This window comes from Aeromonas sp. CA23 (assembly GCF_002587065.1).
GTDB classification, from domain to species: Bacteria; Pseudomonadota; Gammaproteobacteria; order Enterobacterales; family Aeromonadaceae; genus Aeromonas; species Aeromonas bestiarum.
This window is the reverse complement of the sequence record NZ_CP023818.1, coordinates 735,001-756,313: the sequence shown is the minus strand read 5'-3', so window position 1 is coordinate 756,313 and position 21,313 is coordinate 735,001. Positions and strand designations below refer to the sequence as shown.

Below are 21,313 nucleotides of genomic sequence, written 5' to 3'. Positions count from 1 at the left end.
GTCTAGATGAGCGTATCGGTAGAGCGATTTGGTCAGGGGCCCGATCTGGTGCTGTTGCACGGATGGGGCATGAATGGTGCAGTCTGGCATGGTATTGCCCAGCCGTTGGCGGCCCATTATCGGCTGCATCTGGTGGACTTGCCCGGGTTTGGCAACAGTCCGCTGGCCGACGGGAGTGAGTACTCCTTGCCCTGGCTGGCGGAGCAGGTTGCTGCCGTCTTGCCGCAGAAGTGCCATCTGCTCGGCTGGTCCCTCGGTGGTCTGGTGGCGAGCCAGTTGGCGCTGACCCAGCCTGAGCGCTGCCAGAGCCTGATCACGGTGGCGAGCTCCCCCTGCTTCATGGCCCGTGACGACTGGCCGGGGATAGCCCCCAAGGTGCTGACTGGCTTCAATCAGATGCTGGCGGGTGACTTCAAGCAGACCATAGAGCGTTTCCTCGCGATCCAGGCCATGGGCAGTGAACACGCCCGGGATGATATCCGCCAGCTGCGCCACTGGTTGGCAGAGCGTCCGGCTCCCCAACTTGCGGCGCTGGAGGCTGGACTCGGTCTGCTGGCTGACGTTGATCTGCGCGATGAGCTGGCAACGCTGAGCCTGCCCTGGCTGCGGGTCTATGGCCGGCTGGATTCGCTGGTGCCCAAGGCGGCCATACCACTGCTGGACGAACGCTACCCGGCCAGTCACAGCCTGGTGCTGGAAAAGGCCTCGCACGCACCCTTTATTTCCCATCCACAGCAGTTCGTTGAAATCATTCGACATTTTGTTGGTTGAAAAACAACCTATTTGCTTCATTAATCCTCTGGCGTGACGGATAATTAATCCAGCGTCAGAGGAGTGTCATCATGCGTATAGATTCTGCATTGAACAGCGGAGTACAAGGGTTTCAGCGAGCGGAACAGATTGCCGACAAGGCATCCAGCCAGATCGCCCGGCTCAACACCCCGAGCGGTGATCAGGTACAACTGCCCGATGAGCTGGTCAACCTCAAGGTGGCCGAAGTACAGGCCGGAGCATCTGCCAAGGTGATCCAGACCGCCAGTGATGTTATGGGTACCCTGATCGATATCCGGGTGTGACATGAACATCAATGTCAGTCTGCCGACCATTATTCCTAATCAGCTGCAACCGCAGACGGAATCGGCACGCACTGACAATCGCCGTGCAGCCCTCATCCCCCAGACCCGTCAGAGCGAGGCATTCAATGCCGAGCCTGAAGTCGGCTCACAGAAAGACAAGTCCAAGGCCACCCAGGCCAATCCCAATCAGACCTCCCAGCAGACACGGGAAGCTTCCCAGACCGGCAATCCGCAAACGCCGGTTGATCACCGCTTCGTGGAGGCCACGGGGGAAGACGGGCAGCGCAACAAGCAACAGCAGGATCCCAGACAGCAGGAGCAGCAACAGAAGCAGGAGGTGCAGATCAAGGAGCTGGCCGACAGGGATCAGGAGGTACGGACCCACGAGCAGGCACATCAGAGCACTGGCGGCCAGTATGCCAGCAGTCCGACCTATCAGTTCTCGATGGGACCGGATGGCAAGCGCTACGCTACCGGAGGCGGCGTCTCCATCGACATCGGGACCATTCCCGGCGATCCCAGGGCGACCATCGCCAAGATGCAGCAGGTGCGTGCCGCCGCCCTGGCCCCGGCCGATCCTTCCGCACAGGATCTGAGCGTGGCCAGAAGTGCCGCCGCCAAGGAGGCTCATGCCCGCAAGGCGCTGCTCTCATCCGACCCAGACTCCACCTTGGCGGCCGATGGCAGCGCCAGGACGGGCGTGCTGAACGGCTACATGGAGCAGCGCAACCAGGTCATTGCCCAGCGTTATCAACAGGCGGTCAGGCCTGCTGCGCAGCAAGGGTTCAGCCTGAACGTCTGAGCGCGGCACCACTCTTCCACCTGATTTTTCGATCACGTCCTGGGCATTTGCAACTAATCTGAGGGGTAATCCCATTCATCCTCACAGGAGTCGTCATGCACTTTGATGAAGTCAAACCGGAAGACTTTGCCACCTTCTCCCGCGTTCCCCCTCCTCACCTTCAGATGGAACAGTTTTTGATGCAGCTTGGTGGTGGCGGAACCGAAGGCACTCACTTCAAGAAGAAAGTCATGCTGGCGGCCGGTTGGAGCCATACCGGCGTGGTTTCCTATGGCAAGTACCCGCAGGAGGCCTGCAAGGCATTCAATCGACTGCGGGAGGTGCTGGCCCGGCATCAGGATCCTGAAAGCATTCTGGCCACCCTCAGTCAATGAGCCTTGGCGTCTTGTAAAAAAGCCCCTTTCGGGGCTTTTTTCATATCTTGACGGCTTATTTCTTGGTTTTGGAGAGGGCTGCCGCGAAGGCGTTGCCCATGGCGCCGCCACCCACCGGCGTGCTTGGACGCGGCGCCTGTCTCGGCTGGGCACTGCCAGCATTTGTGTTGCGGGACTCCGCCGGCTTGCGGGCCGGTTGTCCGGCTTTTTCTTCCAATCGCATGGTCAGGCTGATCCGCTTGCGCGGGGCATCCACCTCCAGCACCTTGACCCTCACTATGTCACCTGCCTTGACCACCTCGCGGGGATCCTTGACGAAGCGATCCGTCAGAGACGATATGTGCACCAGCCCATCCTGATGGACGCCGATGTCGACGAAGGCGCCGAAGTTGGTGACGTTGGTGACCACGCCTTCCAATATCATCTCGGGCACCAGGTCGCTTATCTTCTCCACCCCATCCTTGAAGGTGGCGGTCTTGAACTCGGGGCGCGGGTCGCGGCCCGGCTTGTCCAGCTCACCTATGATGTCGGTGACGGTGGGCACGCCGAACTGCTCATCCGTGTAGTCGGCCGGCTTCAGGCTGCGCAGCAGGCTGCCGTTGCCGAGCAGGCTCTCAACTTGCTGCTGGAGTCGCGCCAGGATCCTTTCAACCACAGGGTAGGATTCCGGGTGCACCGCCGAGCTGTCGAGGGGGTTGCTGCCCCCGCGAATGCGCAGGAAGCCAGCGCACTGTTCGAATGCCTTGGGGCCGAGCCGGCTCACCTTCAGCAGTTGCTGGCGGCTCAGGAAGGCGCCGTGCTCGTCCCGATAGGCGACGATATTCTGGGCCAGTGTCTGTGATAGACCGGACACCCGATTCAGCAGGGCGACCGAGGCGGTATTCACATCCACCCCGACCGCGTTCACGCAATCCTCGACCACGGCGTCCAGCCGACGGGCCAGCTGGCTCTGGCCGACGTCGTGCTGGTACTGGCCCACGCCTATGCTCTTGGGATCTATCTTGACCAGCTCGGCCAGGGGATCCTGCAGGCGGCGGGCGATGGAGACGGCGCCACGGATGGAGACATCGAGATCCGGGAACTCCTGGGAGGCAAGCTCGGAGGCGGAATAGACAGAGGCCCCCGCTTCGCTCACCACTATCTTCTGCGCCTTGGCGGCGGGGTAGCGCTCGAACAGATCGCTCACCAGCCGGTCTGTCTCTCGCGAGGCTGTGCCGTTGCCTATGCTGATGAGCTCGACCTTGTGCTTCTGACACAGCTCGCTCAGGGTCTTGAGGCTCTGATCGATCTGGCGCTTCGGCTCGAACGGGTAGATGGTGGCGTGATCGACCAGCTTGCCGGTGGCGTCGACCACGGCCACCTTGACCCCGGTGCGGATGCCCGGATCCAGCCCCATGGTGCAGCGCATGCCAGCCGGCGCCGCCATCAGCAGATCCTGCAGGTTCATGGCGAACACCTTGATGGCCTCGTCTTCTGCCGATTCGCGGATACGGCCGATAAGCTCGGTCTCCATCTGCAAGGAGAGCTTGATCTTCCAGGTCCAGCTCACCACCACCTGCAGCCACTTGTCGGCCGGGCGGTTTTGCAGATTCAGCTTGAGGTGGTGGGCTATGATGCCTTCGCAGGGGCTGGAGCCCTCGTCTTCACCCGTGATCAGCGCCAGATTGAGGATGCCCTCGTTGCGACCGCGCAGCATGGCCAGCACCCGGTGGGAGGGGGCCTTGTGCAGCGGCTCGTCGTGCTCGAAGTAGTCCTTGAACTTGGCTCCTTCCTGCTCCTTGCCTGCCACCACGCGGGCGCGCAGGGTGGCGTTGTGCCACAGGTAGTCCCGCAGCTTCTCCAGCAGGTCGGCCTGCTCGGCGAAACGCTCCATCAGGATATAGCGGGCGCCGTCGAGGGCGGCCTTGCTGTCAGTGATGCCGTGCTCGATGTTGAGGAAGGCGGCAGCGGCCTGTTCGGGATCCCGCATAGGGTCCGTGAGCAGCAGGCTCGCCAGCGGCTCCAGTCCCGCCTCTATGGCCATCTGCCCCTTGGTGCGACGCTTGGGCTTGTAGGGGAGGTAGAGATCTTCCAGCCGGGTCTTGCTGTCGGCGCCGTTCAGCTCGCGGGCCAGTTCCGGGGTGAGTTTGCCCTGCTCCTCGATGGAGCGAATGATCACCTGGCGGCGATCCTCCAGCTCGCGCAGATAGCCGAGGCGGCTCTCCAGGGTACGCAGCTGGCTGTCGTCCAGGCCACCGGTCACCTCTTTGCGATAACGGGCGATAAAGGGCACGGTCGAACCTTCATCCAGCAGGCGCACGGCCGCCTGCACCTGTTCCGGACGGGCATTCAGCTCACCGGCAATCTGTTTCTCTATTACATGGCTGTGCATCTGGGATCTCTGTGGTCGCTTCTATCCAACTGGCCCGGGGTGGCGTCGATGTGCTGCGGCCGGTTATGCCGCTCGTCAGCTCACCGCCTCTCTGCACCATGAGGGGGGACCGCATGGTGTGCATTGAGCGTCGCCGGGACTGGCCCGCACCCAAGGCGCCAAATGTGAGCACTATATGGGGTCGGGCGGCGCTATGCCACCCTGCTGAAATGACATGCATGGCTGTCGGGCCGAATGGCGAGAGAGGGGCTGGCCGCCCAGATACTTGTCATGGGGGCTCTTTGCTTGGACGGGCAGGGCATCAGCCCTTGCCCATGGCGGGGAGGCGAGTGCTTCCCGCTACCGTCACTTCGGATAACTGATCTCGTTGACATACCAACAGACGTCACCGACTGGCGTAGGCACTATGGCTTCATCCCCGACCTCCTTCTTGAGCAGGGCGCGGGCCATGGGGGAGTCGATGGAGATGTAATCCTTGCGACCGAAGATCTCGTCATAACCGACGATGCGAAAGCGCTTGGTCTCGCCCTCGTCGTTCTCCACCTCGACCCAGGCACCGAAGAACACCTTGCCCTCCTGGGCGGGGGCATAATCGACGATCCCCAGCTCCTCGAGGCATTTACGCAGGTAGCGCACCCGCCTGTCGATCTCCCGCAACCGCTTCTTGTTGTACTGGTAGTCGGCATTCTCGCTGCGATCGCCCAGGCTGGCGGCCCAGGCCACCTTGCGGGTGGTCTCGGGGCGTTCTTCGCGCCACAGGAAATCGAGCTCTTCTTTCAGCTTGTTGTAGCCTTCGCGGGTGATCAGCTTGGTCTTCATGGATTTCAAGTACCTGCGTCAATGTGGGCTGATGGGCCTCTGGTGGCTCGGCCGATCTTATCCGCTGTCGCCTCGCTGTCGAGCAAAACCTGCGTCGTCATGGGAGAGGGCGTGGGCCGGTGGGCGCAAGGCGGCCATGGGCAATAACCAGTAACATATTTATGCTTTGCCGTTGGGGGCCCGGGCTCTAGTATTGGCAACATATCGAGAGGAGAGGCAAGCAATGAGTCAGCAATACAAGGTTCTGGTGGTCGACGATGATTTGAAATTGCGTTCCCTGCTGGAGCGCTATCTGACCGAACAAGGATTCGTGGTTCGTGGCGTCGCCAATGGTGAACAGGCGGATCGCCTGCTGACTCGTGAAAATTTCAGCCTGATGGTGCTGGACTTGATGCTGCCGGGGGAGGACGGCCTCTCCATCTGTCGCCGCCTGCGCGAGGCCGGCAACCAGATCCCGGTGCTGATGCTCACCGCCAAGGGCGATGAGGTGGATCGCATCGTCGGGCTCGAGATGGGGGCCGACGATTATCTGCCCAAGCCGTTCAACCCGCGCGAACTGCTGGCGCGGATCCGCGCCGTGCTGCGCCGTCATACCGTCGAACTGCCCGGGGCTCCCTCGACCGCCGAGAAGATGGTGACCTTCGGCAGCTATCAGCTCAACCTGGCGACCCGTGAACTCAGCCGTGATGGCGAGCCGGTAGCCCTGACCAGCGGCGAATTTGCCGTGCTCAAGGTGCTGGTCAGCCATCCCCGCGAGCCCCTCTCCCGCGACAAGCTGATGAACCTAGCCAGAGGGCGCGAGTACACGGCGACCGAGCGCAGCATAGATGTACAGGTCTCCCGCTTGCGCCGCTTGCTGGAGCAGGACCCGGCCCAGCCGCGTTACCTACAGACCGTCTGGGGCCTGGGTTACGTCTTCGTGCCGGACGGTGATGGCGAATGAAGAAAGTGAGCAGCATGTTTTCCCGCATGCTCTGGTTTCTGGCCGCCGTGTTGGTGGTCTATCAGTTTGTCTCCTATGCCACCTTCTACAACTATCTGCTGGCGCCGACCGTCAAGCAGATCAGCCACCTGCTGGCCAACCAGGTCAAACTCATCTTTCCGGTCGAAAGCAACCAGCTGGCGCTGAGCGAGGATGCCGAGGCGCTGGTCTATGTGGCGACCGGCAGCGACATCTATACCCAGACAGAGGCGGAGCAGCATGGGCTCAATGACTCCAAGCCCTACACCTATCTGGAAGAGAGCATCAGCCGCGAGCTGGGGGGCAAGACCAAGGTACGGGTCGAGATCCAGGATCACTACATCATCTGGATCCAGCCGCCCCAGGCCAATCAGGTGTGGGTTCGCATCCCGCTGACCGAGATCGAGGATGACGACATAGAGCCGCTGATCCTCTACATGAGCGTGCTGCTGGTGGTGACCCTGTTCGCGGCCTGGCGGTTTGCCCGCCAGCTGGTGCGTCCGCTGGAGGATCTGGAGGCCGGTGCCGTGGCCGTGGCGCGCGGCAACTTCCCCGATGCGCTGGGGGAGCAGGGCTCGCGGGAGGTACGCCGGTTGACCCGCACCTTCAACCACATGTCGAGCTCGATCAAGGGGCTGATCGAGGAGCGCAACCTGATGATGGCCGGGGTCTCTCATGACTTGCGCACACCGCTGACCCGCATCCGGCTGGCGACCGAGATGATGTCGTCCGGGGATGAGTATCTCAAGGAGAGCATCAACGCGGACATTGACGAGTCCAACGGCATCATAGATCAGTTCATCGACTACATCCGGCCGGACGAGGGGCTGGATACCCAGCAAATCGACCTGACCCAGCTGATCCACGACGTGCTGCTGGTGCAGACCGATCAGGGGCTGGAGGTGGATCTCGAATTGCCTGAAGAGGCGGTGCGGGTGGCCTGCAATCCCATCAGCATCCGGCGCATTCTCAACAACCTGTCGGGCAACTCGTTGCGCTATGGCGCGAGCCGCCTGCATGCAGAGCTGAAGGATGATGGCCACTGGGTGCGGCTGCGGCTGTCAGACAACGGCCCCGGCATCCCGGAGCAGGACTACTACCGGGTGCTCAAGCCGTTTACCCAGGGCAACGAGGCCCGCACCGGCAGCGGCAGCGGCCTGGGGTTGGCCATAGTCGCCAAGATTGTCTCCCAGCACCATGGCACCATACGGCTGGGGAGCTCGGAACTGGGGGGCTTGCTGGTGGAGATCCGGCTACCCAAGAACCAGCCACTGGAGTGGATGGATTGAGAGAAGGGCGTATCCGTGGATACGCCCTTCTGCATTGTCAGGCTTGCGGCTCGGTGCTCTTGCGGTAGCGCTTGCCGTATTTGAGCTGCTGGATCAGCAGGGCGGCCACGATCAGCCCGAGCCCTATGGGGGTGGCCGGGTGTATGGCTTCGCCGATCAGCAGGTTGAGCAGTACCAGGGAGGCAAACGGCGAGATGAAGATGAGGTTGCTGATGGGGGCCGTGTTGGTGGCGTGGCGCAGGGCCATCAGCCAGAGCACGAAGCCGAAACCCATCTCGAACAGGCCCACATAGATGGCGCCGGCCCAGCCTTGCCAGGCGGTCATGGCAAAATCGGAGAGCAGCCAGGTCGCCGCGACGATGAAAGGCAGGCTGATGATGAAGCCGAGCAGCAGGCTGACGATGGGGTCTCCCTGATTGCGGGTGTTGAGGATCCAGTAACTGGCCCAGATGAGGGTCGATACCAGCGCCAGGGTCACCCCGAGCGGGCTGTCGAACTGCAGGCCGAATACATCCCCCTTGGTGGCGATCACCAGGGCGCCGAAGTAACCCAGTACTATGGCGACGCCGTCGCGGCGGCGCAGCTTCTGGCCGAGAAAGGGAACGGCCAGCAGGCTGAGGGTGATGGCCCAGGTGTAGTTGAGGGTCTGCGCCTGTTGCGCGGGCAGCAGGTCATAGGCCTTGAACAGCAGCAGGTAATAGAGGAAGGGATTCAATACCCCCAGCGCCAGATAATAGAAGGGGCGGGCCTTGAGGTAACTCAGCAGCAGTGCCAGCTTGCCCTGTTTGGCAACGATAGCGCCGAGAGTCAGGGTCGAGGTGAAGGCGGCCACAAGCAGCAGCTGCACAGGCTCGAAGTAGGCGAGGGAAATCTTGAAGGCGGTGGCGACCGTCGACCAGAGGGCAACGGCGCAGAGTCCATACTGATAGGCTTTCTTTTGATCTTTGAGCATAGAATGTCGTTCCACTGACGGAGGCAGGCGCACAGTCTACCAGCCTGTTTGTAACATTGTCGTCACCCCCGGTTGGCGGGGAATGGCGTCACCGCCGGCGAGATCCATCTGTCACATAAAACTGCGCACAATCTGTTCGCTCTCCCTTGCGCAAATTTGAAAAATCCGTATAATCCCCTCCGCTTACCCATGAGGTAAGCCAGACGATATGTCTGCTGCTGAGTTGTTCGTTTACGGACGGCCAGCCATACAGTCCTCCCGATATGGGGGGAAACGTGAAAAATCACACCTCTGGCGGGATCACTCCCGGTCGGGCGGTGTTGGTTTATGTTCTTTTATCTATTGGAGCTCTGTCAATGCAGAACCAAAGAATCCGTATTCGCCTGAAGGCTTTTGATCATCGCCTGATTGATCAATCCACAGCGGAAATCGTTGAAACTGCAAAGCGCACCGGCGCGCAGGTTCGCGGTCCTATCCCGCTGCCGACTCGCAAAGAGCGCTTCACCGTCCTGATCTCCCCGCACGTCAACAAAGATGCGCGTGATCAGTACGAGATCCGCACTCACAAGCGTCTGGTAGACATCGTTGAACCGACTGACAAGACCGTTGACGCTCTGATGCGTCTGGATCTGGCAGCTGGTGTAGACGTCCAGATCAGCCTGGGTTAATTACGGAAAGAGGTTGATAACAATGACAATCGGTCTTGTAGGTCGCAAAGTGGGTATGACTCGCATCTTCACTGAAGATGGCGTTTCTATCCCGGTGACTGTTATCGAAGTTGAAGCTAACCGTGTAACTCAGGTCAAATCTGTAGAAACCGACGGCTACAACGCTATTCAGGTTACCACTGGCGCCAAAAAAGCCAGCCGTGTGACCAAGCCGGAAGCTGGCCACTTCGCCAAAGCTGGTGTAGAAGCCGGCCGCGGTCTGTGGGAATTCCGCTTGAACAACGGTGAAACTTTCACTGTTGGTAGCGAGCTGAAAGTAGATCTTCTCGCTGACGTTAAGATGGTAGACGTTACCGGCACATCCAAAGGTAAAGGTTTTGCGGGCACTGTAAAGCGCCACAACTTCCGTACCCAGGATATGACCCACGGTAACTCCTTGTCTCACCGCGCTCCGGGTTCTATCGGTCAGAACCAGACTCCGGGTCGTGTATTCAAGGGCAAAAAGATGGCTGGTCACATGGGTGCTGAGCGTGTAACGACTCAGAACCTGGAACTGGTTCGTGTTGACGCTGAACGTAACCTGCTGCTCATCAAAGGTGCAGTCCCAGGTGCAACCAACGGCAACGTGATCGTCAAACCTGCCGTCAAAGCGTAACGTCTGAGGAGATAGTAATGGAATTGGTAATGAAAGACGCCAAGAGCGCTCTTGAAGTTTCCGAGACTACCTTCGGGCGCGAATTCAACGAAGCTCTGGTTCACCAGGTCGTCGTTGCATATGCCGCAGGTGCCCGTCAGGGTACTCGCGCGCAGCTGACTCGCTCTGAAGTGTCTGGTGGCGGCAAAAAGCCGTGGCGTCAGAAGGGTACTGGTCGTGCCCGTGCTGGCTCCATCCGTTCGCCCATTTGGCGTTCCGGTGGTGTGACTTTTGCTGCTAAGCCGCAAGATCACAGCCAAAAAGTAAACAAGAAGATGTACCGCGGCGCTATCCGTAGCATCCTGTCCGAGCTGGTACGTCAAGAGCGCCTGATCGTTGTCGAGAAATTCGGCATCGAAGCGCCGAAGACCAAAGAACTGATCGCCAAGCTGAAAGAGATGGAACTGACTGACGTTCTGATCGTGACAGCTGAAGTCGATGAGAACCTGTTCCTGGCTGCTCGCAACCTGTACAAAGTTGACGTGCGTGATGTTGCCGGTATCGACCCGGTCAGCCTGATCGCTTTCGACAAGGTTCTGATGACTGCTGATGCAGTTAAGCAAATCGAGGAGATGCTGGCATGATCCGCGAAGAGCGTCTGTTGAAAGTTCTGAAGGCTCCGCATATCTCTGAAAAGAGCACCATGGTCGCCGAGAAGCAGAACACTATCGTGTTCAAAATTGCTGTCGACGCCACCAAGGCGGAAGTCAAAGCTGCAGTTGCGAAACTGTTCGAGGTCGAAGTTGAGACCGTCCGTACCCTGAACATGAAGGGTAAAACCAAGCGCGCAGGTGCACGCGTAGGCCGTCGTTCCGATTGGAAAAAGGCTTATGTGACCCTGAAAGCTGGTCAGGACATCGACTTCATGGGCGCAGCCGAGTAAGAGGAGTTCTGAAAAATGGCAATCGTTAAGTGCAAGCCTACTTCTCCGGGCCGCCGCCACGTCGTTAAGATCGTCAATCAAGAGCTGTACAAGGGTAAGCCCTTTGCCGCTCTGCTGGACAGCAAGAGCAAGTCCGGTGGTCGTAACAACAACGGTCGTATCACTACCCGTCATATCGGTGGTGGTCACAAGCAGCATTACCGTATCGTCGACTTCAAGCGCGACAAAGACGGTATCCCGGCCAAAGTAGAGCGCCTGGAATACGATCCTAACCGTACCGCTAACATCGCTCTGGTGTTGTATGCAGACGGTGAGCGTCGTTACATCCTGGCTCCGAAAGGCCTGAAAGCTGGTGACGCTATCGCTTCTGGTGCTGATGCCGCAATCAAGGTAGGTAACACCCTGCCGATGCGCAACATCCCGGTCGGTTCGACTGTTCACGCCGTTGAGATGAAACCTGGTAAAGGTGCCCAGCTGGCTCGTTCCGCTGGTACTTTCATCCAGATCCTGGCTCGTGAAGGTAACTATGTAACTCTGCGTCTGCGTTCCGGCGAAGTACGTAAAGTTCTGGCCGAGTGCCGCGCCACCATAGGTGAAGTCGGTAACTCCGAGCACATGTTGCGTCAACTGGGTAAAGCCGGTGCCAACCGCTGGCGTGGTATTCGTCCGACCGTTCGCGGTATGGCGATGAACCCGGTCGACCACCCGCACGGTGGTGGTGAGGGTCGTAACAAGGGCATGCAGCCTGTGTCCCCATGGGGCCAGAAGGCTAAAGGCTTCAAGACCCGTAAGAACAAGCGTACCGACAAGTACATCGTACGTCGTCGTAACAAGTAATTGTTAACATAGAGGAATCACCATGCCACGTTCTCTCAAGAAGGGTCCATTTATTGACCTGCACTTGCTGAAGAAGGTAGAGAAAGCGGTGGAAAGCGGGGATAAAAAGCCGGTTAAGACCTGGTCCCGTCGTTCAATGATCATCCCGAACATGATCGGTTTGACCATCGCTGTCCATAATGGTCGTCAGCACGTTCCGGTTTTCGTTACCGAAGAAATGATCGGTCACAAACTGGGTGAATTCGCACCGACTCGTACTTATCGCGGCCATGCTGCTGATAAGAAGGCTAAGAAGCGCTAAGGGATAAATGATGGAAGCTATCGCTAAACACCGTTATGCCCGTACTTCTGCCCAGAAAGCTCGTCTGGTAGCCGATCAAGTACGTGGTCTGTCCGTAGACAAGGCTCTGAATCTCCTGACCTTCAGCCCGAAAAAGGCTGCTGTGCTGGTTAAGAAAGTGCTGGAATCTGCCATTGCAAACGCTGAGCACAACGAAGGCGCCGACATCGACGCCCTGCGTGTTGCTACTATCATGGTCGACGAAGGTCCCTCCATGAAGCGCATCCGTCCGCGTGCCAAAGGTCGTGCGGATCGTATCCTCAAGCGTACCGCTCACATCACTGTAGTGGTATCCGACGCTAAGGCTGGGAGATAAGCAATGGGTCAGAAAGTACATCCTAATGGCATTCGCCTGGGTATTACCAAGCCTTGGAATTCTACCTGGTTCGCGAACACCAAAGACTTCGCTGACAACCTGTACAGCGATTTTCAAGTACGCCAGTTCCTGACCAAGGAGCTGAAAAACGCTTCCTTGTCCAAGATCACCATCGAGCGTCCGGCCAAGAGCATCCGTGTGACCATTCACACCGCTCGTCCGGGTGTCGTGATCGGCAAGAAAGGCGAAGACGTTGAGAAACTGCGCAAAGCCGTCGCCGTAATTGCTGGCGTGCCTGCTCAGATCAACATTTCCGAAGTCCGCAAGCCGGAGCTGGATGGCAAACTCGTTGCCGACAGCATCACTTCCCAGCTGGAACGTCGCGTTATGTTCCGTCGTGCTATGAAGCGCGCCGTACAAAACGCCATGCGCCTGGGTGCCAAGGGCATCAAAGTGGAAGTGTCCGGTCGTCTGGGCGGCGCTGAAATCGCGCGTACCGAATGGTACCGTGAAGGTCGTGTGCCTTTGCACACCCTGCGTGCCGACATCGACTACGCAACTTCTGAAGCCCACACCACTTACGGTGTGATCGGCGTCAAAGTTTGGATCTTCAAGGGCGAAGTTCTGGGCGGTCTGGCTGCAGTCAATGCTGCCGCTGCTCAAGAGCAAGCTCCTGCAAAGCCCAAGCGTGACAACAAGCGCCGCGCTGCTAAGTAAGGAGATCGGTAAATGTTGCAACCTAAGCGTACTAAATTCCGCAAGACCCATAAGGGTCGTAACCGCGGTCTGGCCACCTCTGGTAACGAAGTATCCTTCGGTACCTTTGGCCTGAAGGCGACATCTCGTGGCCAACTGACTGCTCGTCAAATCGAAGCAGCCCGTCGTGCCATGACCCGTCACGTTAAGCGTCAAGGTAAGATCTGGATCCGTGTATTCCCGGACAAGCCCATCACCGAAAAGCCCCTCGAAGTTCGTATGGGTAAAGGTAAGGGTAACGTGGAATATTGGGTTTGCCCGATCCAGCCTGGCAAGGTTCTGTACGAGATGGACGGTGTACCTGAGGCTCTGGCGCGTGAAGCGTTTGCCCTGGCCGCAGCTAAGCTGTCTGTTCAGACCACTTTCGTAATTAAGACGGTGATGTGATGAAAGCCCAAGATCTGCGTCAAAAGAGCGTCGATGAACTGAACCAGGAGCTGCTGGGCCTGCTGCGTGAGCAATTCAACATGCGCATGCAAGCGTCCACCGGCCAGCTGGCTCAGACTCACACTCTGAAACAAGTGCGTCGTGACGTCGCACGTATCAAGACTGTACTGACTGAGAAGGCAGGTGCGTAATGACTGACAAGATCCGTACTCTGCAAGGTCGTGTAATTAGCGACAAGATGGAGAAATCCATCACTGTTGCTATCGAGCGCAAGGTAAAGCACCCGATCTACGGTAAGATCATCAAGCGCACTACCAAGCTGCACGTACATGATGAGAACAACGAGTGTAAAGCTGGCGATCTCGTGGAAATCCGCGAGTGCCGCCCGCTGTCCAAGACCAAGTCCTGGACCCTGGTTGCGATCTTAGAAAAGGCCTAATCGGTACTTTTTAGCCCAAACGGCCCCTTAGCGGGGCCGTTTGTTTTTTAGGCTACCTTTTCTAAAAATCCTGTGTTATAGTTTCGCGCCTTTTGAAGGCAGCCAGATCCCGAGAGGGATAAGAAGTAAACAAAGCGGAGCACTAAAATGATCCAGATGCAAAGTATGCTGGGCGTAGCCGACAACTCCGGCGCTCGCAGTGTAATGTGTATTAAGGTTCTGGGTGGCTCGCACCGCCGTTACGCCGGCATCGGCGACATCATCAAAGTTTCCATTAAGGAAGCCATTCCTCGCGGTAAAGTGAAGAAAGGTGATGTGTATAACGCGGTGGTCGTACGCACCCGTAAAGGCGTTCGTCGTCCGGACGGCTCAGTCATCCGTTTCGACAACAATGCGGCTGTGTTGCTTAACAACAACCAACAGCCAATCGGTACTCGTATTTTTGGCCCGGTGACCCGTGAACTCCGTAATGAGAAGTTCATGAAGATTGTGTCCCTGGCACCCGAAGTACTGTAAGGAGTCGAACGATGGCAGCTAAAATCCGTCGCGAAGACGAAGTGATTGTTCTTACCGGCAAAGACAAGGGCAAGCGTGGCAAAGTCACTCAAGTCCTGGTAAGCGAAGGTAAGGTATACGTTGAAGGCATCAACCTGGTGAAGAAACACCAAAAGCCGGTACCCGCACTGGGTCAGGCTGGCGGTATCATCAGCAAAGAAGCCCCAATGGACGTTTCTAACGTAGCGCTGTTCAACTCTGCCGCTGGCAAGGCTGATCGCGTTGGTTTCCGGATTGAAGACGGCAAAAAAGTTCGTTTCTTCAAATCCACCGGCGAACTTGTGAAGTAATTGGAGTTTAACGATGGCGAAACTGCATGATTACTACAAATCCGATGTAGTAAATGAACTGGCCAAACAGTTCGGTTACAAGACTATCATGCAAGTCCCTCGGATCGAGAAAATCACCCTGAACATGGGTGTTGGTGAAGCTATCTCTGACAAAAAGCTGTTGGAAAATGCCGCTGCCGATATGGCTGCCATTTCCGGTCAGAAGCCGCTGATCACCAAAGCTCGCAAATCTGTTGCGGGCTTCAAGATTCGTGAAGGCTACCCGATAGGTTGTAAAGTAACCCTGCGTGGCGAGCGTATGTGGGAGTTCCTGGAACGGCTGATTTGCATCTCCGTACCGCGTATCCGTGACTTCCGTGGCCTGAACGCTAAAGCGTTCGACGGTCGTGGTAACTACTCCATGGGCGTGCGTGAGCAAATCATCTTCCCGGAAATCGACTATGACAAAGTCGATCGCGTTCGTGGTCTGGATATCACCATCACCACTTCCGCGAATACCGATGAAGAAGGCCGTGCTCTGCTGGCTGCCTTTAACTTCCCATTCCGCAAGTAAGGTTAGGGTTATGGCTAAAACATCCATGAAAGCACGTGAAGCAAAGCGTGCGAAGCTGGTAGCCAAGTTCGCGACCAAGCGAACCGAGCTGAAAGCTATCATCGTTGATATGAACGCTTCTGAAGAAGCGCGTTGGGATGCTGTCTTGCAACTGCAACAGCTGCCCCGTGATTCCAGTCCGTCCCGCCAGCGTAACCGTTGCAATATTACTGGTCGTCCGCACGGTTTCCTGCGCAAGTTTGGCCTGTCCCGCATCAAGGTGCGTGAGCATGCCATGAAGGGCGAAATTCCAGGCCTCAAAAAGGCCTCTTGGTAAGAATCTCGGGAGTTAGACTATGAGCATGCAAGATCCGATCGCGGATATGCTGACCCGCATCCGTAACGGTCAGGCGGCGAGCAAAGTTGCGGTTTCCATGCCTTCTTCCAAGCTGAAAGTGGCAATTGCCAAAGTGCTGAAAGAAGAAGGTTACATCGCTGGCTACTCCGTAGCGGGTGATGTGAAGCCTGAACTGGAAATTGAACTGAAATATTTCCAGGGCAAGCCGGTTGTAGAACTGATCCAACGCGTGAGCCGTCCCGGCCTGCGTATTTACAAGCGCACTACTGATCTGCCGAAAGTTATGGGCGGTCTCGGTGTTGCTATCGTGTCCACGTCTAAAGGTGTGATGACCGACCGTGCTGCCCGCAAGGCAAGCATGGGCGGTGAGATCATCTGCTACGTCGCTTAATAGGAGGTCGGAAATGTCTCGCGTTGCTAAGGCACCCGTCACTATTCCTGCTGGCGTAGAGGTGACTCTGAACGGTCAGGAACTGTCCATCAAAGGTGGTAAAGGTTCTCTGGTTCGTTCCATCCACGCCGGTGTAGAAGTGACCAAAGAAGACAATGTACTGAAGTTCGCCCCGCGCGACGGCATCGCTGGTGCTGACGCTCAGGCCGGTACTGCACGTGCATTGGCTAACAACATGGTAATCGGTGTTACCCAAGGCTTCGAGCGTAAGCTGCAGCTGGTTGGTGTAGGTTACAAAGCCTCCATCAAGGGCAATGCTGTCGCGCTGGCCCTGGGCTTCTCTCACCCGGTAGAGCATGCGCTGCCGGCTGGTGTCACCGCTGAATGCCCGACCGCTACAGAGATCGTTCTGCGTGGTGTGGACAAGCAGCTGGTTGGCCAAGTCGCCGCCGATATCCGTTCTTACCGCGCTCCGGAGCCCTACAAGGGCAAGGGTGTACGCTATGCCAACGAGCAAGTGCGTACTAAAGAAGCTAAGAAGAAGTAAGGTAACACTATGGACAAGAAAGCAGCTCGTCTCCGTCGTGCTACTCGTGCTCGGAAGAAGATGCAGGAACTGGGAGCTACCCGTCTGGTTGTTCACCGTACCCCGCGTCATATCTACGCGCAGGTTATCGCAGCCAACGGTTCCGAAGTTCTGGCCTCTGCTTCTACAGTAGAGAAAGCCATCAGTGAAGCGCTTAAATACTCCGGTAATGCTGATGCAGCTACCGCAGTAGGTAAAGCAATCGCTGAGCGTGCTATTGCCAAAGGCGTTCAGAACGTATCTTTCGATCGTTCCGGTTTCAAGTATCACGGTCGTGTAGCCGCTCTGGCTACCGCTGCTCGTGACGCTGGTCTTCAGTTCTAAGCTAGGAGTCGAAGATGGCTAAAGTCGAATCTCAAGCCGGCGAACTGCAAGAAAAGCTGATTGCAGTAAACCGTGTTTCGAAAACTGTTAAAGGTGGTCGTATCATGTCCTTCACCGCGTTGACCGTGGTGGGTGATGGTAACGGCCGTGTAGGTTACGGTTACGGTAAGGCCCGTGAAGTTCCGGCCGCTATTCAAAAAGCGATGGAACAGGCTAAACGTAACCTGAGCAAGGTAGAACTGAACAATGGCACTCTGCACCACCCGGTGCGCGGTGTTCACTCCGGTTCCACCGTGTTCATGAAGCCGGCCTCACAAGGTACTGGTATCATTGCAGGCGGCGCCATGCGTGCTGTTCTGGAAGTTGCTGGTATCCACAACGTGCTGGCCAAGACCTACGGTTCCACCAACCCAATCAACGTTGTTCGCGCAACTGTCGACGCTCTGGTACAGGGTCAATCCCCGGCCCAGATCGCTGCCAAGCGTGGTTTGCGCGTTGAAGAAATTCTGGGGTAATGCGACATGGCTAACACTGTAAAAGTAACTCAAACTCGCAGCTCTATCGGCCGTCTGCCAAAGCACAAGGCGACTCTGCGTGGTCTGGGTCTGCGTCGCATTGGTCACACCGTTGAGCTGGAAGATACTCCCTGCGTACGCGGTATGATCAACCAGGTTTATTACATGGTTAAGGTGGAGGGCTAAGCATGCGTCTGAATACTCTGTCTCCGGCCGCTGGTTCCAAGCCTGAAAAACAACGTCGTGGTCGTGGTATCGGCTCCGGCCTGGGCAAGACTGGTGGTCGTGGTGTGAAAGGTCAAACCTCTCGTTCCGGTGGCGGTAAAGTCCGCGCTGGTTTCGAAGGCGGCCAGATGCCTTTGAAAATCCGTCTGCCGAAGTTCGGTTTCTTCTCTCGCAAATCTTTGGTTTCTGCCGAAGTGCGTCTGAACGAAATCGCCATGGTAGAAGGTGATGTGGTCGATCTGAGCACTCTGAAGCAAGCCGGTGTTGTTACTAAGAACATCGTTTTCGCTAAAGTTGTTCTGTCTGGCAACATTGACCGTGCTGTGACCGTTCGTGGTGTGTCCGTCACCAAAGGTGCACGTGCAGCCATCGAGGCCGCTGGCGGTAAAATCGAGGAATAATCAGTACAATGGCTAAGAAACCAGGATTGGATGTTAAAGCACAGGGTGGTCTGAGTGAACTGAAGAGCCGTCTGCTCTTCGTTCTCGGGGCGATTATCGTTTTCCGTGCAGGCTCTTATGTGCCGATTCCTGGTATTGACGCCGCCGTACTGGCCGAGTTGTTCCAACAACAGAAGGGCACCATCATTGAGATGTTCAACATGTTCAGTGGTGGTGCACTCTCGCGTGCTTCTATTCTTGCGCTGGGGATCATGCCGTACATTTCGGCGTCGATCATTATCCAGCTGCTGACTGTGGTTCACCCCGCTCTTGCTGAACTCAAGAAAGAAGGTGAATCCGGCCGTCGCAAGATTAGCCAATATACCCGTTGGGGCACGCTGGTTTTGGGAACTTTCCAGGCCATTGGTATTGCAACCGGTCTGCCGAATATGATGCAGGGACTCGTGACTCATCCGGGTTTGGGCTTCTATTTCACGGCCGTTGTGAGTCTGGTCACCGGTACCATGTTTTTGATGTGGTTGGGTGAGCAGATTACCGAGCGTGGGATCGGTAATGGTATCTCGTTGATTATTTTCACGGGTATCGTTGCTGGTTTGCCGCATGCCATTGGTGCTACGGCCGAACAGGCACGTCAAGGGGAATTGCACATCCTGCTGTTGTTGTTGCTGGGCTTGATTGTTTTCGCAGTGACTTACTTTGTGGTGTTCGTGGAACGTGGTCAGCGTCGTATCGTCGTTAACTACGCCAAGCGTCAACAAGGCCGCCAGGTATTCGCCGCGCAAAGCACACACCTGCCGTTGAAAGTGAATATGGCCGGTGTGATTCCTGCGATTTTCGCATCCAGCATCATCCTCTTCCCAGGGACCATTACCTCTTGGTTTGGTCAGGGTGAGGGCAAGATCGCTGATATCCTGCAACAGGTCTCTATGGTCCTGCAGCCGGGTCAGCCCTTGTATGAGATGTTGTATGCAGCAGCCATTATCTTCTTCTGTTTCTTCTATACCGCGCTGGTGTTCAACCCCCGCGAGACAGCAGACAACCTGAAGAAGAGTGGAGCCTTTATCCCGGGGATCCGCCCGGGCGAGCAGACAGCACGTTACATCGATAAGGTTATGACTCGCCTGACATTGGCAGGTGCACTCTATATAACCTTTATCTGTCTGGTACCCCAGTTCTTGATGACTGCCTGGAACGTACAGTTCTACTTCGGTGGCACTTCGCTGCTGATTATCGTGGTAGTTATCATGGACTTCATGGCTCAGGTACAAACCCATATGATGTCTCATCAATATGGCGACGTCCTGAGGAAGGCCAACCTGAAGGGCTACGGCCGCTAAAGGTCGGCGTAGTTACGGAGTTAAGCAATGAAAGTTCGTGCTTCCGTTAAGGCAATCTGCCGTAACTGCAAAATCATCAAGCGTCACGGTGTGGTGCGTGTGATTTGCAGCGAGCCAAAGCATAAACAGCGCCAAGGCTAATTTTTTACGGTTAGTACTTGCAACAAATAGTTGTGCTGGCTAATATAGCCAGCCAACTTTTGTTGTGTATTGGTTGACCGCCACGTATCCGCTCACGGGCTTTGTGGTGGTCGTTATCTACGCTACGTAGGAGTGAACAGTGGCCCGTATCGCTGGCATTAACATTCCTGACCATAAGCATGCAGTCATTGCGTTGACTGCGATTTATGGCGTCGGTCGTACCCGCTCCAAGGCCATCTGTGCCGCAGCCGGTATTGCTGAGAATGTGAAAATTAAAGACTTGGACGAAGCTCAGATCGAAAGTCTGCGCGAGCAAGTAGGTAAATTCACCGTTGAAGGTGACTTGCGTCGTCAGATTTCCATGAACATCAAACGCTTGATGGATCTGGGTTGCTACCGTGGCTTGCGTCACCGTCGTAGCCTGCCTGTTCGTGGTCAACGTACCAAGACCAACGCTCGTACCCGTAAGGGTCCGCGCAAGGCTATCAAGAAGTAACGGGAAGGTAGAAAATGGCTAAAACTCCGACTCGTGCTCGCAAGCGCGTTAAAAAGCAAGTGAGCGACGGTATTGCGCACGTTCATGCATCTTTCAACAACACAATCGTGACCATTACTGACCGTCAGGGCAATGCTCTGTCATGGGCTACCTCCGGTGGTTCAGGTTTCCGTGGTTCCCGTAAGTCCACTCCGTTTGCTGCCCAGGTAGCTGCTGAGCGTGCTGGTGAGATCGCCAAAGAATACGGCGTGAAGAACCTGGAAGTCATGGTCAAAGGTCCGGGTCCCGGTCGTGAGTCTTCCATCCGCGCTCTGAACGCGGCTGGTTTCCGCATCACTAATATTACTGATGTGACTCCGATCCCGCACAACGGTTGTCGTCCTCCCAAGAAGCGCCGCGTATAACGCTGTAGCTACTTGGTCTAGGATTGTTGGAGAAAGAAGATGGCAAGATATATCGGTCCTAAGCTTAAGCTTAGCCGTCGTGAGGGCACCGACCTCTTCCTGAAGTCTGGTGTTCGTGCGATTGATTCTAAGTGCAAGATTGACACCGCCCCTGGTCAGCACGGTGCGCGTAAAGCGCGTCTGTCCGACTACGGTGTTCAGCTGCGCGAGAAACAAAAAGTTCGTCGTATCTACGGCGTATTGGAAAAACAGTTCCGCAACTACTACCGCGACGCTGCCCGTCAAAAGGGTAACACCGGTGAAAACCTGTTGCAGCTGCTGGAAGGTCGTTTGGACAACGTTGTTTACCGTATGGGCTTCGGCGCTACCCGTGCTGAATCTCGTCAGCTGGTGAGCCACAAAGCCATCATGGTAAACGGTCGCGTTGTGAACATTCCTTCTTTCCAGGTTTCCCCTGAGGACGTGATCTGCGTTCGTGAGAAGGCTAAGAAGCAAGCGCGTATCAAAGCTTCCCTGGAAGTTGCTGGTCAGCGTGAGAAGCCGACTTGGGTAGAGGTTGATGCCGCTAAAATGGAAGGTGCTTTCAAGCGTCTGCCAGAGCGTTCCGACCTGTCTGCCGACATTAACGAACAGCTGATCGTCGAGCTTTACTCCAAGTAAAGCTAGCTTCTAAAGAGAGGACACAATGCTGGGTTCTGTAACAGATTTTCTTAAACCGCGGCTAGTTGACATCGAGCAAGTTAGCCCGACTCATGCGAAAGTGACTCTTGAGCCACTCGAGCGTGGCTTTGGTC

At 56.6% G+C, this 21,313-nt stretch carries 36 protein-coding genes (1 of these 36 cut by a window edge); 33 read left to right on the top strand and 3 right to left on the bottom strand.

Features of this window, described 5'->3' with window-relative positions; translation table 11 throughout:
* Window positions 1-6: 6 nt before the first annotated feature.
* From bioH to CK910_RS03545, 4 genes are all read left to right on the top strand, one after another.
* Window positions 7-771, top strand: coding sequence for a pimeloyl-ACP methyl ester esterase BioH (bioH, locus tag CK910_RS03560; protein WP_098981017.1), 765 nt, complete (start codon window positions 7-9; stop codon window positions 769-771).
* A gap of 71 nt (window positions 772-842) precedes the next feature.
* Complete coding sequence (locus CK910_RS03555) at window positions 843-1,076, top strand: hypothetical protein (protein WP_042866965.1); 234 nt, start codon at window positions 843-845, stop codon at window positions 1,074-1,076.
* A gap of 1 nt (window position 1,077) precedes the next feature.
* Window positions 1,078-1,878, top strand: coding sequence for a putative metalloprotease CJM1_0395 family protein (locus tag CK910_RS03550; RefSeq protein WP_098981016.1), 801 nt, complete (start codon window positions 1,078-1,080; stop codon window positions 1,876-1,878).
* A gap of 95 nt (window positions 1,879-1,973) precedes the next feature.
* Window positions 1,974-2,252, top strand: a complete 279-nt coding sequence (locus CK910_RS03545; RefSeq protein ID WP_042866969.1) for a hypothetical protein — start codon at window positions 1,974-1,976, stop codon at window positions 2,250-2,252.
* A 55-nt stretch (window positions 2,253-2,307) separates the two neighbouring features.
* On the opposite strand, the gene CK910_RS03540 is transcribed toward CK910_RS03545, so the two are convergent.
* Both CK910_RS03540 and greB read right to left on the bottom strand, forming a co-directional pair.
* On the bottom strand, window positions 2,308-4,623 hold the full coding sequence (locus tag CK910_RS03540) for a Tex family protein (RefSeq protein ID WP_098981015.1): 2,316 nt from the start codon (window positions 4,621-4,623) through the stop codon (window positions 2,308-2,310).
* Between the two features lie 345 nt (window positions 4,624-4,968).
* Complete coding sequence (gene greB, locus CK910_RS03535; RefSeq protein ID WP_043136397.1) at window positions 4,969-5,442, bottom strand: transcription elongation factor GreB; 474 nt, start codon at window positions 5,440-5,442, stop codon at window positions 4,969-4,971.
* 223 nt (window positions 5,443-5,665) lie between these two features.
* On the opposite strand from greB, the gene ompR reads away from it, so the two are divergent.
* Both ompR and envZ read left to right on the top strand, forming a co-directional pair.
* Window positions 5,666-6,385 (top strand): osmolarity response regulator transcription factor OmpR, encoded by a 720-nt coding sequence (gene ompR, locus CK910_RS03530; protein ID WP_005319762.1) that lies wholly within the window; start codon window positions 5,666-5,668, stop codon window positions 6,383-6,385.
* A complete protein-coding gene (envZ, locus tag CK910_RS03525; RefSeq protein ID WP_172955230.1) occupies window positions 6,382-7,692 on the top strand; it encodes a two-component system sensor histidine kinase EnvZ in 1,311 nt (436 codons plus the stop codon). Before ompR ends, envZ begins: the two co-directional genes overlap by 4 nt.
* A 37-nt stretch (window positions 7,693-7,729) precedes the next feature.
* Here envZ and CK910_RS03520 read toward each other — a convergent pair whose 3' ends face one another.
* Complete coding sequence (locus tag CK910_RS03520) at window positions 7,730-8,644, bottom strand: DMT family transporter (RefSeq protein WP_098981014.1); 915 nt, start codon at window positions 8,642-8,644, stop codon at window positions 7,730-7,732.
* Between the two features lie 356 nt (window positions 8,645-9,000).
* Here CK910_RS03520 and rpsJ point away from each other — a divergent pair, with 356 nt between their 5' ends.
* The 27 genes from rpsJ to CK910_RS03385 form a co-directional block, all read left to right on the top strand.
* Window positions 9,001-9,312 (top strand): 30S ribosomal protein S10, encoded by a 312-nt coding sequence (gene rpsJ / locus CK910_RS03515; RefSeq protein ID WP_005307944.1) that lies wholly within the window; start codon window positions 9,001-9,003, stop codon window positions 9,310-9,312.
* Window positions 9,313-9,334: 22 nt separating this feature from the next.
* Entirely contained in the window at window positions 9,335-9,967 is a 633-nt protein-coding gene (gene rplC / locus CK910_RS03510; RefSeq protein ID WP_005319753.1) for a 50S ribosomal protein L3, read from the top strand.
* A gap of 17 nt (window positions 9,968-9,984) precedes the next feature.
* A complete protein-coding gene (gene rplD, locus CK910_RS03505; protein ID WP_005340616.1) occupies window positions 9,985-10,590 on the top strand; it encodes a 50S ribosomal protein L4 in 606 nt (201 codons plus the stop codon).
* On the top strand, window positions 10,587-10,889 hold the full coding sequence (rplW, locus tag CK910_RS03500; protein ID WP_042019359.1) for a 50S ribosomal protein L23: 303 nt from the start codon (window positions 10,587-10,589) through the stop codon (window positions 10,887-10,889). The genes rplD and rplW overlap by 4 nt, the downstream gene beginning before the upstream one ends.
* Window positions 10,890-10,904: 15 nt before the next feature.
* Window positions 10,905-11,726 (top strand): 50S ribosomal protein L2, encoded by an 822-nt coding sequence (gene rplB, locus CK910_RS03495; RefSeq protein WP_005319743.1) that lies wholly within the window; start codon window positions 10,905-10,907, stop codon window positions 11,724-11,726.
* 22 nt (window positions 11,727-11,748) lie between these two features.
* A complete protein-coding gene (rpsS, locus tag CK910_RS03490) occupies window positions 11,749-12,027 on the top strand; it encodes a 30S ribosomal protein S19 (RefSeq protein WP_005307960.1) in 279 nt (92 codons plus the stop codon).
* A gap of 10 nt (window positions 12,028-12,037) precedes the next feature.
* Window positions 12,038-12,382, top strand: a complete 345-nt coding sequence (gene rplV / locus CK910_RS03485; protein ID WP_033130007.1) for a 50S ribosomal protein L22 — start codon at window positions 12,038-12,040, stop codon at window positions 12,380-12,382.
* A 3-nt stretch (window positions 12,383-12,385) separates the two neighbouring features.
* Entirely contained in the window at window positions 12,386-13,099 is a 714-nt protein-coding gene (gene rpsC, locus CK910_RS03480) for a 30S ribosomal protein S3 (RefSeq protein ID WP_033130008.1), read from the top strand.
* A 12-nt stretch (window positions 13,100-13,111) separates the two neighbouring features.
* Complete coding sequence (gene rplP / locus CK910_RS03475; protein ID WP_005340612.1) at window positions 13,112-13,525, top strand: 50S ribosomal protein L16; 414 nt, start codon at window positions 13,112-13,114, stop codon at window positions 13,523-13,525.
* Complete coding sequence (rpmC, locus tag CK910_RS03470; protein WP_005319733.1) at window positions 13,525-13,716, top strand: 50S ribosomal protein L29; 192 nt, start codon at window positions 13,525-13,527, stop codon at window positions 13,714-13,716. The genes rplP and rpmC overlap by 1 nt, the downstream gene beginning before the upstream one ends.
* A complete protein-coding gene (rpsQ, locus tag CK910_RS03465; protein ID WP_005319730.1) occupies window positions 13,716-13,964 on the top strand; it encodes a 30S ribosomal protein S17 in 249 nt (82 codons plus the stop codon). Before rpmC ends, rpsQ begins: the two co-directional genes overlap by 1 nt.
* 147 nt (window positions 13,965-14,111) lie before the next feature.
* Window positions 14,112-14,480 carry a 50S ribosomal protein L14 gene (gene rplN / locus CK910_RS03460; protein WP_005307975.1) on the top strand — a complete coding sequence of 123 codons (369 nt, stop codon included), beginning with the start codon at window positions 14,112-14,114 and terminating at the stop codon, window positions 14,478-14,480.
* 11 nt (window positions 14,481-14,491) lie between these two features.
* Window positions 14,492-14,809: a 50S ribosomal protein L24 gene (rplX, locus tag CK910_RS03455; RefSeq protein ID WP_042033862.1), complete on the top strand. Its 318-nt coding sequence runs from the start codon at window positions 14,492-14,494 to the stop codon at window positions 14,807-14,809.
* A gap of 13 nt (window positions 14,810-14,822) precedes the next feature.
* Window positions 14,823-15,362, top strand: coding sequence for a 50S ribosomal protein L5 (gene rplE, locus CK910_RS03450; protein WP_005319725.1), 540 nt, complete (start codon window positions 14,823-14,825; stop codon window positions 15,360-15,362).
* Window positions 15,363-15,372: 10 nt separating this feature from the next.
* Window positions 15,373-15,678, top strand: coding sequence for a 30S ribosomal protein S14 (rpsN, locus tag CK910_RS03445; RefSeq protein WP_005319722.1), 306 nt, complete (start codon window positions 15,373-15,375; stop codon window positions 15,676-15,678).
* Between the two features lie 19 nt (window positions 15,679-15,697).
* The gene (gene rpsH, locus CK910_RS03440; RefSeq protein WP_005307980.1) at window positions 15,698-16,090 is read left to right on the top strand and encodes a 30S ribosomal protein S8; all 393 of its coding nucleotides are present in this window, start codon (window positions 15,698-15,700) and stop codon (window positions 16,088-16,090) included.
* A gap of 13 nt (window positions 16,091-16,103) precedes the next feature.
* On the top strand, window positions 16,104-16,637 hold the full coding sequence (gene rplF, locus CK910_RS03435) for a 50S ribosomal protein L6 (protein WP_005319720.1): 534 nt from the start codon (window positions 16,104-16,106) through the stop codon (window positions 16,635-16,637).
* Between the two features lie 9 nt (window positions 16,638-16,646).
* The gene (gene rplR / locus CK910_RS03430) at window positions 16,647-17,000 is read left to right on the top strand and encodes a 50S ribosomal protein L18 (protein ID WP_005319717.1); all 354 of its coding nucleotides are present in this window, start codon (window positions 16,647-16,649) and stop codon (window positions 16,998-17,000) included.
* 14 nt (window positions 17,001-17,014) lie between these two features.
* Complete coding sequence (gene rpsE, locus CK910_RS03425) at window positions 17,015-17,515, top strand: 30S ribosomal protein S5 (RefSeq protein WP_042010196.1); 501 nt, start codon at window positions 17,015-17,017, stop codon at window positions 17,513-17,515.
* Between the two features lie 6 nt (window positions 17,516-17,521).
* Window positions 17,522-17,701, top strand: a complete 180-nt coding sequence (gene rpmD / locus CK910_RS03420) for a 50S ribosomal protein L30 (RefSeq protein ID WP_005307985.1) — start codon at window positions 17,522-17,524, stop codon at window positions 17,699-17,701.
* 2 nt (window positions 17,702-17,703) lie between these two features.
* Window positions 17,704-18,141, top strand: a complete 438-nt coding sequence (rplO, locus tag CK910_RS03415; protein WP_005319708.1) for a 50S ribosomal protein L15 — start codon at window positions 17,704-17,706, stop codon at window positions 18,139-18,141.
* A gap of 8 nt (window positions 18,142-18,149) precedes the next feature.
* Window positions 18,150-19,478 carry a preprotein translocase subunit SecY gene (gene secY / locus CK910_RS03410; protein ID WP_010672567.1) on the top strand — a complete coding sequence of 443 codons (1,329 nt, stop codon included), beginning with the start codon at window positions 18,150-18,152 and terminating at the stop codon, window positions 19,476-19,478.
* 27 nt (window positions 19,479-19,505) lie between these two features.
* Entirely contained in the window at window positions 19,506-19,619 is a 114-nt protein-coding gene (rpmJ, locus tag CK910_RS03405; protein WP_005319705.1) for a 50S ribosomal protein L36, read from the top strand.
* Window positions 19,620-19,758: 139 nt separating this feature from the next.
* Window positions 19,759-20,115, top strand: coding sequence for a 30S ribosomal protein S13 (rpsM, locus tag CK910_RS03400; RefSeq protein WP_005307991.1), 357 nt, complete (start codon window positions 19,759-19,761; stop codon window positions 20,113-20,115).
* 14 nt (window positions 20,116-20,129) lie between these two features.
* Window positions 20,130-20,519 carry a 30S ribosomal protein S11 gene (gene rpsK, locus CK910_RS03395; RefSeq protein WP_005319702.1) on the top strand — a complete coding sequence of 130 codons (390 nt, stop codon included), beginning with the start codon at window positions 20,130-20,132 and terminating at the stop codon, window positions 20,517-20,519.
* Window positions 20,520-20,558: 39 nt separating this feature from the next.
* Window positions 20,559-21,179 carry a 30S ribosomal protein S4 gene (rpsD, locus tag CK910_RS03390; protein ID WP_005340600.1) on the top strand — a complete coding sequence of 207 codons (621 nt, stop codon included), beginning with the start codon at window positions 20,559-20,561 and terminating at the stop codon, window positions 21,177-21,179.
* A gap of 25 nt (window positions 21,180-21,204) precedes the next feature.
* Window positions 21,205-21,313, top strand: partial view of a DNA-directed RNA polymerase subunit alpha gene (locus CK910_RS03385; RefSeq protein WP_005307997.1) — the 5' portion only. The gene runs 881 nt beyond the window's last position; only the first 109 of its 990 coding nucleotides appear in the window; it begins with the start codon at window positions 21,205-21,207; the stop codon falls past the right edge of the window.

Coding starts and splice junctions, on each gene's coding strand:
- rplN (WP_005307975.1), top strand. CDS start 14,112: ATGATCCAGATGCAAAGTATGCTGGGCGTAGCCGACAACTCCGGCGCT.
- rpsJ (WP_005307944.1), top strand. CDS start 9,001: ATGCAGAACCAAAGAATCCGTATTCGCCTGAAGGCTTTTGATCATCGC.
- rpsQ (WP_005319730.1), top strand. CDS start 13,716: ATGACTGACAAGATCCGTACTCTGCAAGGTCGTGTAATTAGCGACAAG.
- rpsK (WP_005319702.1), top strand. CDS start 20,130: ATGGCTAAAACTCCGACTCGTGCTCGCAAGCGCGTTAAAAAGCAAGTG.
- rpmJ (WP_005319705.1), top strand. CDS start 19,506: ATGAAAGTTCGTGCTTCCGTTAAGGCAATCTGCCGTAACTGCAAAATC.
- CK910_RS03555 (WP_042866965.1), top strand. CDS start 843: ATGCGTATAGATTCTGCATTGAACAGCGGAGTACAAGGGTTTCAGCGA.
- rpsD (WP_005340600.1), top strand. CDS start 20,559: ATGGCAAGATATATCGGTCCTAAGCTTAAGCTTAGCCGTCGTGAGGGC.
- rplV (WP_033130007.1), top strand. CDS start 12,038: ATGGAAGCTATCGCTAAACACCGTTATGCCCGTACTTCTGCCCAGAAA.
- rplD (WP_005340616.1), top strand. CDS start 9,985: ATGGAATTGGTAATGAAAGACGCCAAGAGCGCTCTTGAAGTTTCCGAG.
- rplX (WP_042033862.1), top strand. CDS start 14,492: ATGGCAGCTAAAATCCGTCGCGAAGACGAAGTGATTGTTCTTACCGGC.
- rpsH (WP_005307980.1), top strand. CDS start 15,698: ATGAGCATGCAAGATCCGATCGCGGATATGCTGACCCGCATCCGTAAC.
- rplC (WP_005319753.1), top strand. CDS start 9,335: ATGACAATCGGTCTTGTAGGTCGCAAAGTGGGTATGACTCGCATCTTC.
- CK910_RS03540 (WP_098981015.1), bottom strand. CDS start 4,623: ATGCACAGCCATGTAATAGAGAAACAGATTGCCGGTGAGCTGAATGCC.
- rplE (WP_005319725.1), top strand. CDS start 14,823: ATGGCGAAACTGCATGATTACTACAAATCCGATGTAGTAAATGAACTG.
- rplP (WP_005340612.1), top strand. CDS start 13,112: ATGTTGCAACCTAAGCGTACTAAATTCCGCAAGACCCATAAGGGTCGT.
- CK910_RS03545 (WP_042866969.1), top strand. CDS start 1,974: ATGCACTTTGATGAAGTCAAACCGGAAGACTTTGCCACCTTCTCCCGC.
- rpsS (WP_005307960.1), top strand. CDS start 11,749: ATGCCACGTTCTCTCAAGAAGGGTCCATTTATTGACCTGCACTTGCTG.
- rpsC (WP_033130008.1), top strand. CDS start 12,386: ATGGGTCAGAAAGTACATCCTAATGGCATTCGCCTGGGTATTACCAAG.
- rplO (WP_005319708.1), top strand. CDS start 17,704: ATGCGTCTGAATACTCTGTCTCCGGCCGCTGGTTCCAAGCCTGAAAAA.
- ompR (WP_005319762.1), top strand. CDS start 5,666: ATGAGTCAGCAATACAAGGTTCTGGTGGTCGACGATGATTTGAAATTG.
- greB (WP_043136397.1), bottom strand. CDS start 5,442: ATGAAGACCAAGCTGATCACCCGCGAAGGCTACAACAAGCTGAAAGAA.
- rpsE (WP_042010196.1), top strand. CDS start 17,015: ATGGCTAAAGTCGAATCTCAAGCCGGCGAACTGCAAGAAAAGCTGATT.
- CK910_RS03520 (WP_098981014.1), bottom strand. CDS start 8,644: ATGCTCAAAGATCAAAAGAAAGCCTATCAGTATGGACTCTGCGCCGTT.
- CK910_RS03550 (WP_098981016.1), top strand. CDS start 1,078: ATGAACATCAATGTCAGTCTGCCGACCATTATTCCTAATCAGCTGCAA.
- rplB (WP_005319743.1), top strand. CDS start 10,905: ATGGCAATCGTTAAGTGCAAGCCTACTTCTCCGGGCCGCCGCCACGTC.
- rpsN (WP_005319722.1), top strand. CDS start 15,373: ATGGCTAAAACATCCATGAAAGCACGTGAAGCAAAGCGTGCGAAGCTG.
- rplR (WP_005319717.1), top strand. CDS start 16,647: ATGGACAAGAAAGCAGCTCGTCTCCGTCGTGCTACTCGTGCTCGGAAG.
- bioH (WP_098981017.1), top strand. CDS start 7: ATGAGCGTATCGGTAGAGCGATTTGGTCAGGGGCCCGATCTGGTGCTG.
- secY (WP_010672567.1), top strand. CDS start 18,150: ATGGCTAAGAAACCAGGATTGGATGTTAAAGCACAGGGTGGTCTGAGT.
- rpmD (WP_005307985.1), top strand. CDS start 17,522: ATGGCTAACACTGTAAAAGTAACTCAAACTCGCAGCTCTATCGGCCGT.
- rpmC (WP_005319733.1), top strand. CDS start 13,525: ATGAAAGCCCAAGATCTGCGTCAAAAGAGCGTCGATGAACTGAACCAG.
- envZ (WP_172955230.1), top strand. CDS start 6,382: ATGAAGAAAGTGAGCAGCATGTTTTCCCGCATGCTCTGGTTTCTGGCC.
- rplF (WP_005319720.1), top strand. CDS start 16,104: ATGTCTCGCGTTGCTAAGGCACCCGTCACTATTCCTGCTGGCGTAGAG.
- rplW (WP_042019359.1), top strand. CDS start 10,587: ATGATCCGCGAAGAGCGTCTGTTGAAAGTTCTGAAGGCTCCGCATATC.